Origin of the sequence: Solirubrobacter phytolaccae (assembly GCF_027587195.1) — a bacterium.
Taxonomy (GTDB): Bacteria; Actinomycetota; Thermoleophilia; order Solirubrobacterales; family Solirubrobacteraceae; genus Solirubrobacter; species Solirubrobacter phytolaccae.
Map to the genome: position 1 here is coordinate 103,751 of NZ_JAPDDP010000018.1, position 10,875 is coordinate 114,625.

General features: G+C 71.4%; 11 protein-coding genes. 6 read left to right on the forward strand and 5 right to left on the reverse strand.

Annotated elements, in window-relative coordinates; all coding sequences use genetic code 11:
* The first annotated feature begins 9 nt into the window (after nt 1-9).
* Nucleotides 10-780, forward strand: a complete 771-nt coding sequence (locus OJ997_RS12420; RefSeq protein WP_270025428.1) for a TIGR00282 family metallophosphoesterase — start codon at nt 10-12, stop codon at nt 778-780.
* Here the strand turns inward: OJ997_RS12420 and OJ997_RS12425 are convergent.
* On the reverse strand, nt 740-2,212 hold the full coding sequence (locus tag OJ997_RS12425) for an alkaline phosphatase family protein (RefSeq protein ID WP_270025417.1): 1,473 nt from the start codon (nt 2,210-2,212) through the stop codon (nt 740-742). The two genes, OJ997_RS12420 and OJ997_RS12425, sit on opposite strands and share 41 nt — an antisense overlap.
* Nucleotides 2,213-2,806 (reverse strand): DUF4126 family protein, encoded by a 594-nt coding sequence (locus tag OJ997_RS12430; RefSeq protein ID WP_270025418.1) that lies wholly within the window; start codon nt 2,804-2,806, stop codon nt 2,213-2,215.
* Nucleotides 2,807-2,830: 24 nt separating this feature from the next.
* Here OJ997_RS12430 and OJ997_RS12435 point away from each other — a divergent pair, with 24 nt between their 5' ends.
* From OJ997_RS12435 to OJ997_RS12445, 3 genes are read left to right on the forward strand one after another with little or no spacing between them, the layout of a single operon-like run.
* Complete coding sequence (locus tag OJ997_RS12435) at nt 2,831-4,168, forward strand: aminotransferase-like domain-containing protein (protein WP_270025419.1); 1,338 nt, start codon at nt 2,831-2,833, stop codon at nt 4,166-4,168.
* The gene (locus tag OJ997_RS12440) at nt 4,165-5,109 is read left to right on the forward strand and encodes a D-alanine--D-alanine ligase family protein (protein ID WP_270025420.1); all 945 of its coding nucleotides are present in this window, start codon (nt 4,165-4,167) and stop codon (nt 5,107-5,109) included. Before OJ997_RS12435 ends, OJ997_RS12440 begins: the two co-directional genes overlap by 4 nt.
* 51 nt (nt 5,110-5,160) lie before the next feature.
* Nucleotides 5,161-6,699, forward strand: coding sequence for a hypothetical protein (locus OJ997_RS12445; protein WP_270025421.1), 1,539 nt, complete (start codon nt 5,161-5,163; stop codon nt 6,697-6,699).
* Here the strand turns inward: OJ997_RS12445 and OJ997_RS12450 are convergent.
* Nucleotides 6,696-7,178 (reverse strand): bifunctional nuclease family protein, encoded by a 483-nt coding sequence (locus OJ997_RS12450; protein WP_169542186.1) that lies wholly within the window; start codon nt 7,176-7,178, stop codon nt 6,696-6,698. The genes OJ997_RS12445 and OJ997_RS12450 overlap by 4 nt on opposite strands.
* A gap of 32 nt (nt 7,179-7,210) precedes the next feature.
* The gene (locus OJ997_RS12455) at nt 7,211-8,209 is read right to left on the reverse strand and encodes a DNA adenine methylase (protein WP_270025422.1); all 999 of its coding nucleotides are present in this window, start codon (nt 8,207-8,209) and stop codon (nt 7,211-7,213) included.
* A 45-nt stretch (nt 8,210-8,254) separates the two neighbouring features.
* Between OJ997_RS12455 and OJ997_RS12460 the strand changes: the two genes are divergently transcribed.
* Together OJ997_RS12460 and OJ997_RS12465 are read left to right on the forward strand one after the other, a co-directional pair.
* A complete protein-coding gene (locus OJ997_RS12460; protein WP_270025423.1) occupies nt 8,255-9,676 on the forward strand; it encodes a sensor histidine kinase in 1,422 nt (473 codons plus the stop codon).
* Nucleotides 9,673-10,335 (forward strand): response regulator transcription factor, encoded by a 663-nt coding sequence (locus OJ997_RS12465; RefSeq protein ID WP_270025424.1) that lies wholly within the window; start codon nt 9,673-9,675, stop codon nt 10,333-10,335. Before OJ997_RS12460 ends, OJ997_RS12465 begins: the two co-directional genes overlap by 4 nt.
* Before the next feature lie 73 nt (nt 10,336-10,408).
* Here the strand turns inward: OJ997_RS12465 and OJ997_RS12470 are convergent, their stop codons facing one another.
* Complete coding sequence (locus tag OJ997_RS12470; protein ID WP_270025425.1) at nt 10,409-10,735, reverse strand: hypothetical protein; 327 nt, start codon at nt 10,733-10,735, stop codon at nt 10,409-10,411.
* Nucleotides 10,736-10,875: the final 140 nt, after the last annotated feature.

Sequence of the window (10,875 nt, forward strand, 5' to 3'; positions counted from 1 at the left end):
ATCCTCTTCATCGGCGACGTCGTCGGCCGCGCCGGCCGGCGCGTGCTGCGCGACCTGCTGCCCGGCCTCCGCGAGGAGCTCGCGCCCGACTTCGTCGTCGTCAACGGCGAGAACGCCGCGGGCGGCATCGGCATCTCCCCCAAGGAGGCCGACGAGTTCCTGCGCCTCGGCGTCGACGCGATCACGCTCGGCAACCACACCTACCGCCACCGCGAGATCTGGCCCTACCTGGCCGACGAGCGCCGCATCATCCGGCCGTACAACTACCTGCCGACCCAGCCCGGGCGGGGGACGACGATCGTCGAGGCGGGTGGCGTGAGCCTCGGCGTCGTGAACCTGTCGGGCATCGTGCACCTGCAGGCGGGGTCACCGCCGCTCGTGGCGATCGACGCGGCGCTCAAGGAAGTCGCGCACTGCGACCAGATCCTCGTCGACATGCACGCGGAGGTCACGAGCGAGAAGGTCGCGCTCGGCTGGTATCTGGACGGCAAGGTCACGGCGGTCGTCGGCACCCACACGCACGTCCCGACGGCCGACCACCGCGTCCTGCCGGGCGGGACGGCCTACATCACCGACGTCGGCATGACCGGCGCTCGAGGGGGCGTGATAGGGATGAAGAAGGAGCAGTCGATCGCGGTCATGCGCACGCACATGCCGATGCGCTACGAGCCGTCCGAGGTCGATCCGTGGCTGATGGGCGTCTTCATCGAATCCGCCGGACCGCGCAAGGCGGCGAAGATCAGCCAGCTACTCCGAAGTGCTGCAGCGCCATCGGCGTGATGTCCCGCAGCGCCCACTGCTCCTTCGACGCCTTCTCCGGGCCGGTGCCGGTCCAGATCAGGACGGCGTTGGAGTCGTTGGCGTGCAGCGAGCCATGCGAGCCGCCACCGACGTGGTGCGCGCCGCCCCAGTCCAGGAACTCGTAGCCCGGGCGGGCGGAGGCCAGGACCTCGCCCGCCGTGTGGCAGCGCAGGGCGCTCCAGACGCGGCTCATGGCGTCCGGGTAGGTCGCGGAGCGGATCTGGTCGTCCTCGACCTTCAGGCCGAGCAGGTCCAGGTCGCCCTCGACGCTCCAGCGGGCGCCGCGCGCGTCGGTCAAGTCGCCGCGCGGGGCGAAGCGCAGCTCCTTCACGCCGCGTGAGCGCTCGCCACGGACGATCGCCTCGCCGTCCGGGTGGTCGCCCATCCGCATCGTCAGATCGACGCCCTCGAGGGCGAGCAGCGTGCGCTCGATCCGCGGGATGAGCTGGCGGCGCTTGTCGCGGTCCAGCACGTAGACCTGCGCGGCGCGGGAGTTCGGGCAAACGGCGATCTCGTCGTCCTCGCGCGGGCGCTGGGCGGCGCGCAGGCCGAAGCCGTCGAAGGCGCGGAAGAGGTCGATCTCGCCCTCGACCTTGGACTGCGAGTGGTCGCTGCACACGATGACCGCGTGGTCCTCGAGGAACTTGTCCGGGCCGCCGGCCGCGTCCATCACGCGGGCGATCTGCTTGTCCGCGGCGGCGATCGAGTCCACCTGGGCGAACGGGCCGTACTTGTGCGAGTGCGTGTCGTTGTCGGGCAGCGACAGCAGCAGGAAGTCGAACAGGTCCTGCTGGACCATGAACTCCGACACGCAGCCCGAGTGCTGGTCACGGACGCCCGGCAGGCCCAGCTGCGAGCGGCAGGACGTCTTGCGCGACGCGAACATGTCGGCGTAGAAGAGCTCCCGCGGGCCCCACGTCGGCAGGCCGAACGCGGTGTGGGCCAGGCGCGAGAGCGCGGTGCTGACCGACGGCTCGTGGCGGTGCCGGCCGCGGTACATCAGGTACGTCGTCCCGGCCGTGCGCACGTCCGCGTCGTCCAGGTGCTCGAACACCGTCTTCACCTCACGCGAGAGGTGCTCGAGGTTCATGTTGTAGATCGTGTCCGTCAGCGACTGGCGGATGCCGAACGCGCGGCTCGCGCCGAAGCTCGTCCCGTACTCGACGTAGCGGTCCTCGCCCCGGTGCCACCAGTTCATGGCCGGGATCTCGTGCTCGGCGGGCCCGGTGCCCGTCGCGATCGACGCGGCGCACACCGGCGTGACCGACGGGAACGCCGCGACGCACTCGTCCGTGTACTGCCCGCGCTCGATCAGCAGCTTGAGCGTCGGCGCGCGGCCCGTCGCGATCGCCCGCTCCAACATCGCGGGCTTCATCGCGTCGATGACCGCGAGGACGAGCTTCTTCGGCATCTAGCGAAGGATCCGCAGGCCCGCGTACTTCTCGCCCTGCCGGCGGCGACTGCCGAACAGCAACCAGGCGAGGCCGACGACGATCAGCAGCGCGAGCGGCGGGAAGAGGATCGAGAGGCCCGCGGTGGCCAGCGCGGCACCTTCGGCGTAGATCGGCAGCGCGCCCTGGGCGTCCTTGTCGAGGCGGGCGCGCACGCGGCCGAACAGCGAGCGGGCGGCCGCGAAGCCGAGCGCCGCGGCGGCGAGCCCGACCGGGATCCCGGGCCACCAGTCGGCCGAGAGGTCATCGATCGACCCGGCCGCCTCCAGGGCGCCGAGCCCGAGGGCCAGCACCAGCAGGACGATCACGACGGGGTCGCGATCGCTCGTCTCCGCGCCGGTCCGGCGACGGTCGACGAAGCCGAAGATCGCGACCAGCGCGACGATCGCGAGCAGGAATCCCGTCTGCTCCAGGAAAGAGAAGGCCGTGTCCTCGAAGTCGATTCCGAGGTCGGCGGCGGCGAGTGCTCCTGTGAGCAGCACCGGCAGGAAGGGTCGGATCCCGATCGCCGCAGCGATGCCGAGACCCTGCAAGAGGGCAAGGAGATAGTCCATGGCGCTAGCGTTCAGTCGCGGCCGATGACGATAGACGAGACACCCGGTGGCCGGCCCCCGTCCAGCGCGCACGAGATCGAGCGCTATGGCGGGTTGTTCGCCAAGCGCACGCGTGGCATGACGTCTTCCGCGATGCGGGACATGATGGCGGTGACCGCGCGCCCGGAAGTGATCTCCCTGGCAACCGGCCTCCCGGACACGACCACGTTCCCGGCCGAGGACTTCGCGTGGCTGATGGCCCGCGTGGCCGTCGACTCCAGCGCCGCGGCGCTCCAATACGGCCCGACGGACGGCCTGGACGACGTCCGCCGCTGCATCGTCGAGGTGATGGCGGCCGAGGGCACCGAGGTCGAGATCGACGACATCATGGTCACGACCGGCGGCCAGCAGGTCATCGACCTGGTCTGCCGCGCGTTCCTCGATCCCGGTGACGTCGTGGTCGCCGAGGCGCCGACGTATCCCGGCGCGGTGCCGTGCTTCAACTCCTTCCAGGCCGACGTCGTGCAGATCGCGATGGACGAGCACGGCATGCGCATGGACGTGCTCGAGGAGACGCTCGCGCGGCTCAAGCGGGAGGGTCGCCGGCCCAAGTTCATCTACACGATCCCGAACTTCCAGAACCCGGGCGGCGTGACGATGTCCCTCGAGCGCCGCCGCGCGCTCGTGAAGATCGCGGCCGAGCAGGAGCTCGTGATTCTCGAGGACAACCCGTACGGCCTGCTGCGCTACGAGGGCGAGCCACTGCCGACGCTGTACTCGCTCGACGGCGGCCGCTACGTGATCTACCTCGGCACGTTCTCGAAGATCCTCTCCGCCGGGCTGCGGCTCGGCTGGACGGCCGCGCCCAAGCCGATCCTGGAGCGCATGAACCTGGGCAAGCAGGCGGCCGACCTGTGCTCGTCGCCGCTGAACCAGTACTTCGTCGCCGCCTACTTCCAGCACCGCGACTGGCGGACCTACCTCACCCAGCTGCGGACGATCTACCGCCGCCGGCGCGACGTGATGCTCGCCGCGCTGGAGGAGTACTTCCCGGCCGAGGCGACGTTCACCCGGCCGCAGGGCGGCCTGTTCCTGTGGGCGACGCTGCCCGACTACCTGGACACGACGGACCTGCTGGCCCGCGCGCTGCGTGAGCACGTGGCCTTCGTGCCCGGCCGCGCGGCGTACCTGGACGGCCGGGGCGGCTCGGAGATGCGGCTGAACTTCAGCGGCGTCAACGAGGACGAGATCCGCGAGGGCGTGCGGCGCATCGGCAAGGTCATCGCCGAGCAGGTCGCCCTCTACGGCACGTTGACGGGCCAGAAGCCGGCGCCCAAGCGCGGGGCCGACGTGGTCGAGTTCCGGCGGCGGGAGGCCTCGTGAAGGTCGCGGTGCTCAAGGGCGGCTCCTCGCTGGAGCGCACCGTGTCGCTGCGCTCGGGCGCCCGCGTCGAGGACGCGCTCGCGCGGCTCGGGCACGAGGTGCTGCCGATCGACGTCGGCGCGGACCTCGTCGAGCGCCTGCAGACCGAGCGCCCGGACGTCGCGTTCGTCGCGCTGCACGGCCGCGGCGGCGAGGACGGCACCGTGCAGGAGCTGCTCGAGCTCGTCGGCGTGCCCTACACCGCCTCGCGACCCGGCGCCTGCATCCGCTGCATGGACAAGGTGGTCGCCAAGCACGCGCTGCGCGACGCCGGCATCCCCACGCCCGACTTCTACGCCTTCTCCCAGGCCGCGTTCGAGGAGCTGGGGGCCGCCAAGGCGCTCCCGGCGATCGAGGAGCGGCTGGACTTCCCGATCGTCGTCAAGCCCGCCGGCCAGGGCTCGGCACTCGGGATCAAGTTCGCCAGCCGCGCCGCGGACGTGCCCAACGCGCTGGTCTCGGCCTTCTCGTACGACGCCAAGGTCCTGCTCGAGCGCTACGTGCCCGGCCGCGACCTCGCCGTCTCGGTGATCGAGGGCCCCGACGGCCCGCAGGCGCTGCCCGTCGTGGAGGCGATCCCGACGGAGGAGGACTTCTACGACTTCGAGTCGCGCTACGAGATCGGCCGCACGCGCTTCGTCTGCCCGGCGGACCTGTCGCCCGAGCTGGCGGAGCGTGCGCAGGAGCTCGCGCTCGCCACCTGGCGCGTGCTCGGCTGCTCCGGCTTCGCCCGCGTGGACCTGATGACCGACGGCGAGGACCTCACGGTGCTCGAGGCCAACGCCATCCCCGGGCTCACGGACACCTCGCTGCTGCCGCTCGCCGCCGAGGCGGCCGGGATCGGGTTCGACGAGTTCGTCACCCGCGTGCTGGACCTCGCGGTCCAACGAACGTCCGTGTAGATCGTTCTGTGGACGCCGGGCCCGGAGCCCCGGTTTACGGTCGCCCGACCCATGCTGCGACTGCTCCCGCTGTGCCTCATCGCCCTGCTCGTCCTCGCCGCGCCGGCGAACGCCGCCGCCTCGAAGTGCCCGCGCGGCACCGTCGTCATCGGCTCGAAGAAGCACCCGCGCGCCTGCCTGCCCAAGACCCTGCCCGCGAAGAGCCCGGCCCTGCTGAAGCCCTTCGCCGGGAAGGTCGACCGCAAGCTCGAGCAGCTCGCCATGCGGGAGCTCCGGGCGCGCGCCGCCCGCGCGGGCGACCTGCCGCCCGGCGTGGAGATGACGATCGACGGGAGCGTGATCGAGCTGCGCCGCGAGTCGGGCGCCAGCGTGAGCATGGGCCTGGAGACCGCCAGCACGGTGCCGCAGTGCCCACGCGCCGACGGGAACGTGCCGGCCACGCTCGACGAGACGCTGGTCTTCGGCACCGCGACCGCCGACCACGGCAAGCGCACCTGGAAGCTGGTCACGATGCGCAGCGAGGCGACCTGGACCGGCCACGTCGGCGTCGGCGCGAAGGCCGAGACCTTCGATGTCGCGTTCCGGGGGGAGCTGTCGATCAAGTCCGGCGTCGAGATCGCCGCCACCGGCAAGGCACTCAAGCGCAACCCCACGCGTACCTACCGCAGCGCGCTCAGCAAGAAGGGCGTGCCGGTGGGGTTCGATCCGATCGCGCTCGCCCGCGAGCTGACGTTCCGCGGGCCGAAGGGCCTGCGGGCCAGTGAGCAGGACATCGAAGTGGCGACGGGCCTGTTCAAGACGTCGATGCTGGGCCTGATGGAGATCCCGGACGCCCTCGCGGACGGCGACAAGCGCTGGTACGACGAGCGGGCCTGCGCGGTGCTCGACTTCACGTGGTCGCCCGAGAAGGTCGTCAAGGGCGGCCGGGCGGACTGGAACGCCTGGGTGAACGCGCAGGACGGCACGCGGGCCACGGACGCGCGTTGGACGCTGACGAGCGGCTGTGGCGCGTTCAGCGCCGCGAGCTTGAGCGGCGCGACGGTCTCGTTCGGCGTCGCCGACAGCGCCGGCGCGTGGGTCCCGAACTCCGACGGCGCGTGCGCGAAGGGCGAGATCACCTCCACCGCCGGGCGACCGCGACCGTTCGACCACCACGTGTTTCCGGTGGACGCCAAGCGCTGGCGCTACGACATCAAGATCGAGTTCCTCAAGGACATGGGGCCGGAGATCGTCCCGACGAAGGCGACGGGCACCGGCTCGGTGACGGTCGGCCCGGGCGAAGGGGTCGTGGAGGGCAGCGGCGCGTTCTCCGGCACCGAGTGGGCCTCCGGCGCGGATAACACCTGCGGGGACGACATGACCCGCCAGCGCGCGTTCAGCTCCGCGGTCGCCGTGGGCGCCGAGATCCAGGGCGAGGAGGTGACGATCGGCTTCACCGCGATCGAGCGACCGTTCGACGCGGCCTGGATCGTCACCGTGCCCGTGACGGGCGGCGAGCAGACCTTCAAGACCAAGCAGCCCTTCTGCGGCGAGCCGGAGAAGGCGGTGCGCACGGCGATCGTGAGGATCGCCGCGACGCCGGCGTCCTAGGTGTCGCCGCCCGCGAAATCCTCGGGCGTGACGCGGTCCAGGAACTCCTTGAACTTGTCGACGACCTCTTCGGTGTCCTCGACCTCGTGCTCGAACTCGATCGCGGACTCCGCGATCACGTCCTCGGCGGCGAAGATCGGCGCGCCAGAGCGCACGGCGAGCGCGAGCGCGTCGCTCGGCCGCGAGTCGATCTCGACCTCGCGCCCGTTCACGGACAGCGTGATCGACGCGTAGAACGTGTTCTCGCGCAGCTCGGTGACCGAGACCCGCGTGCACGCGACCTCGAGCTCGCCGAGCATGTCGAACAGGAGATCGTGCGTCATCGGCCGCGGCGTCGACGCCCCCTGGAGCTTCATCAGAATCGCTGCCGCCTCCGGATGCCCGATCCAGATCGGCAGGAACTTGTTCGTGTCGACGGCCTTCAGAAGCACGATCGGTTGCTTGCCGACCATGTCGAAGCTCACGCCGTAGATCACCATCTCCTGCACCTGCGTGAGTCTACCCCGCCGCGTCAGCGGCCGACGAAGACATACTCCGTCGCCGCCCGCCGCTGGGCCGCCGAATGGGTGCCGAAGGCGTACCGATGATCGAGCTCGATTCGCTCGACGGAGCGCCGGTGCCTACCCATCAGCGCCTCCAGCTGCTCGGGCGGGAGCGCCGCGTTCGAGCCGTAGGAGACGACGAGCGCGTCGGCGGCGCGGAAGTGGTCGAACAGGTGGTCCAGCGCGGGCGCGGCCGTGCGCTTGGACGCGAACGGCGTGTGCCGCTTGACGAGCTTGCGCGTGCGCGTCTCCCACATGATCTCCTGCCCGCGCCAGTACGTGGCCAGGCCCTCGAGGAAGTGGTACCGCTTGACATAACACGTGTCGTCGCGGGGCGGCGCGTAAGGCGGGTCGAGGTAGGCGATCGCGGCCTCCCCCGGCAGATCGAACACGTCCCCGCAGCGCGCCTGGGCGGTTCCCGGGATCACCGCCGCGTTGCAGCGGGTCACCGCCTCGACGAACAGCTCTTGGAGGCTCATCCGCAGCTGGCGCCGACCGTCGTCGTAGCGCGGGGTGGTGATCGTGAACACGCCGCGTGGCTGCTTCTGGGCGGCCGCGAGGCAAAGCGCGGACAGCGCCAGCGCGCGCTTCGCGCCGCCGAGCTCATCGACGTGCGACCAGGCGCTGTCCAGGAACGCGTGGTCGGACGCCGGGAAGTACAGCCCGTCGAACGTGCGGGCGATGAAGTCCCGGCCGTCGCGGCTCGGCGAGCAGATACGGGCGACATCCGCGTCCGTGAGTTGCTCGTCCGCGTTGGCCACGAGCGCCTCGGCCAGCGTGCTCGTGAACGTGAGCATGTCGTTGGCCAGCACCTCGCGTCCGGCCGCCTTGAGCGTGTACGCGACGACGCCGCTCCCGCTGAAGGCGTCGATCGCCGGCCCGGGCGGCAGCGTGGCGAACAGCTCCGCCAGGCGCGGCGCGAGCCGGTACTTGGAGCCCATGAAGCGGATCCGCGGGTAATCGCGCACGAGTAAGAGCTTCCTTAGCCGTACGTCCTAGCGTTCCTGCCCGCGATGGGCCTACGACGGCGGATCTTCGGCGGTGCCCGCACGCGCATCCTCGCCGCGTTCGTCGTCCTCATGGCGTTCTCGACGACGGTCTCGGTGATCGCCATCTACGAGGTGCTGGTGGTGCGGGCCGACGATCGGCTGGACGAGTCGCTCCAGCAGGAGGTCGAGGAGTTCCGTCAGCTCGCGTCAGGGATCAACCCAGAGACCGGCAAGGCGTTCGGCGACGACCTGGAGGCGATCTTCCGGCTCTACGACCAGCGCAACGTCCCCGGCCGCGGCGAGACGATCGTGATGTTCGTCGACGGCCGGTACTTCGACGAGCTCTCGGGCGGCGTCGGTGGGCGGCTGACGCTCGGGGGTGAGCTCGACCGCTGGGCGAAGCTGCGCGAGCCCGAGAGCGGGGACGTCGAGACGCCGACGGAGACGATCCGCTACCTCGCGGTGCCGGTGCGGACGACCGGCCCGACGCCGCGCGGCGTGTTCGTGGTCGCGGCCGACCTGAGCGCCGAGCGCGACGACGTGATGGAGGCCGTGCAGCTCGCGACGCTCGTGCTGCTGACGGTGCTGTTGATCGCGTCCGCCCTGGCCTGGGTGGTCGCCGGCCGCCTGCTGGCGCCGTTGCGCGTGCTCGACGACACGGCGCGCTCGATCACCGAGACCGACCTCACGCGGCGGATCCCGGTGTCGGGCCAGGACGAGATCGCCGAGCTCTCGCGCACGTTCAACGCGATGGTCGACCGCCTGGAGGGCGCGTTCGCCTCCCAACGCGCGTTCGTCTCAGACGCCTCGCACGAGCTGCGCACGCCGATCACGATCGTCCGCGGACACCTCGAGCTGCTCGGCGACGACCCGGACGAGCGCCGCGAGACGGTCGCGCTGGTGACCGACGAGCTGGACCGGATGAGCCGCTTCGTGGACGACCTGCTGCTGCTCGCGAAGGCCGAGCGCAGCGACTTCCTGCGGGTCGACGAGGTCGAGCTGGGTGCGTTGACCGATGAGTTGCTGGATAAAGCTGCGGGCCTGGGCCGTCGCGAATGGTCCTTGGAAGCGCGCGGCGAAGCGGTGCTCCACGCCGACCGCCAGCGGCTCACGCAGGCCGTGATGGGGCTCGCCCAGAACGCCGTCCAGCACACGCAGGACGGCGACGCCATCTGGATCGGCAGCGGCGTCGACGGCGACGAGGCCTCGCTGTGGGTGCGCGACAGCGGGCCGGGCGTCGCCGCTGAGGACCAGGGGCGGGTGTTCGAGCGCTTCGCCCGCGCGGCCGGCAGCCGTCGCCGGTCGGAGGGCGCCGGCCTCGGCCTGGCGATCGTCCGCGCGATCGCCGAGGCCCACGGTGGCCGCGCCACGCTTTCGAGCCAGCCCGGCGCCGGCTCCACGTTCACTGTCGTCGTCCCCCTCGCTGGACCGGAGGTGTCCCGTTGAGCCGCATCCTGATCGCCGAGGACGAGCCGCGGCTGTCGTCGTTCCTGGTCAAAGGCCTGCGCGCCGCGGGCTACACCACCACGGTCTGCGAGGACGGGGTCCGCGCCGCCGACCTCGCGCGCGCCGCCGAGTTCGACCTGCTGATCCTGGACATCGGGCTCCCGGGCCAGGACGGGTTCGCAGTGCTGCGCGCGCTCCAGGCCCGGCAGGAACGGCTCCCGGTGCTCGTCTTGACCGCGCGCGACGAGGTCGAGGACATGGTCACGGGCCTGGACCTCGGCGCCGACGACTACGTGACCAAGCCGTTCGTGTTCGACGAGCTGCTGGCCCGTGTGCGGGCGCGGCTGCGCCAGGCGGGCGGTGAGCAGCCGTCGATGGAGCTGTCGGCCGGCGGGATCACGCTCGACGTCCGCACACGCCGGGCCGCGGCCGACGACAGCGAGGCCGAGCTGACCGCCAAGGAGTTCTCGCTGCTGGAGACGTTCCTGCGCCATCCCGGCCAGGTGTTGAGCCGCGAGCAGCTGCTCTCGCACGTCTGGGGCTACGACTTCGATCCCGGCTCGAACGTCGTCGACGTCTACGTCGGCTATCTGCGGCGCAAGCTGGGCTCGGAGCGGTTCGAGACCGTGCGCGGCATGGGCTACCGGCTCAAGCCGTGAGCTCGCGGGGCGTGCGGGGCTTCGCCCCCGCCCCGCCGAGCTCACCGAGGCATCGCCCCTTGGGCGATGCGACTCAGTCGTAGTCGATGCGGAGGAGCGCGAGCGTCCTCGGCTCCAGCTCGACCTCGTAGTCGTTGCCGAACGCCCGCAGCGTGACCTCCCACTTGTAGGCGTCGTCGACGTCGCGGCTGACGTCGACGAGCTCCCCGGGGACGATCGCCCGGGCGGCCTCGATCGCGGCGCGGGCCTGCGGGCCGGTCGGGTCGACGGGACGGTCGTCGTCCTTGAGGAAGGCGAAGAGCCCGACCAGCGCCAGGGCGACCACGAGCGCCGCGAGCGCGTACCTAGTCGTCGTCATCGTCGCCCCCGTCATCGTCGTCGGTCTCGGGGCCGTCGTCATCGTCGTCATCGTCGTCCGTGACGGGCGGCGCGGTGGCCGCCGGTGGCGCCGCAGTCGCGGCGGGCGGGGCCGTGGGTGCCGGAGTGGCCGTGCGGCGCGGCCGCGGGCGCGGTGTCGCAGTCCGCTGCGGGGCCGCGGTC

Excerpts from the sequence above, each read along its gene's own strand:
- OJ997_RS12425 (WP_270025417.1), bottom strand. The coding sequence starts at position 2,212 with ATGCCGAAGAAGCTCGTCCTCGCGGTCATCGACGCGATGAAGCCCGCG.
- OJ997_RS12445 (WP_270025421.1), top strand. The coding sequence starts at position 5,161 with ATGCTGCGACTGCTCCCGCTGTGCCTCATCGCCCTGCTCGTCCTCGCC.
- OJ997_RS12435 (WP_270025419.1), top strand. The coding sequence starts at position 2,831 with ATGACGATAGACGAGACACCCGGTGGCCGGCCCCCGTCCAGCGCGCAC.
- OJ997_RS12470 (WP_270025425.1), bottom strand. The coding sequence starts at position 10,735 with ATGACGACGGCCCCGAGACCGACGACGATGACGGGGGCGACGATGACG.
- OJ997_RS12450 (WP_169542186.1), bottom strand. The coding sequence starts at position 7,178 with ATGGTGATCTACGGCGTGAGCTTCGACATGGTCGGCAAGCAACCGATC.
- OJ997_RS12460 (WP_270025423.1), top strand. The coding sequence starts at position 8,255 with ATGGGCCTACGACGGCGGATCTTCGGCGGTGCCCGCACGCGCATCCTC.
- OJ997_RS12430 (WP_270025418.1), bottom strand. The coding sequence starts at position 2,806 with ATGGACTATCTCCTTGCCCTCTTGCAGGGTCTCGGCATCGCTGCGGCG.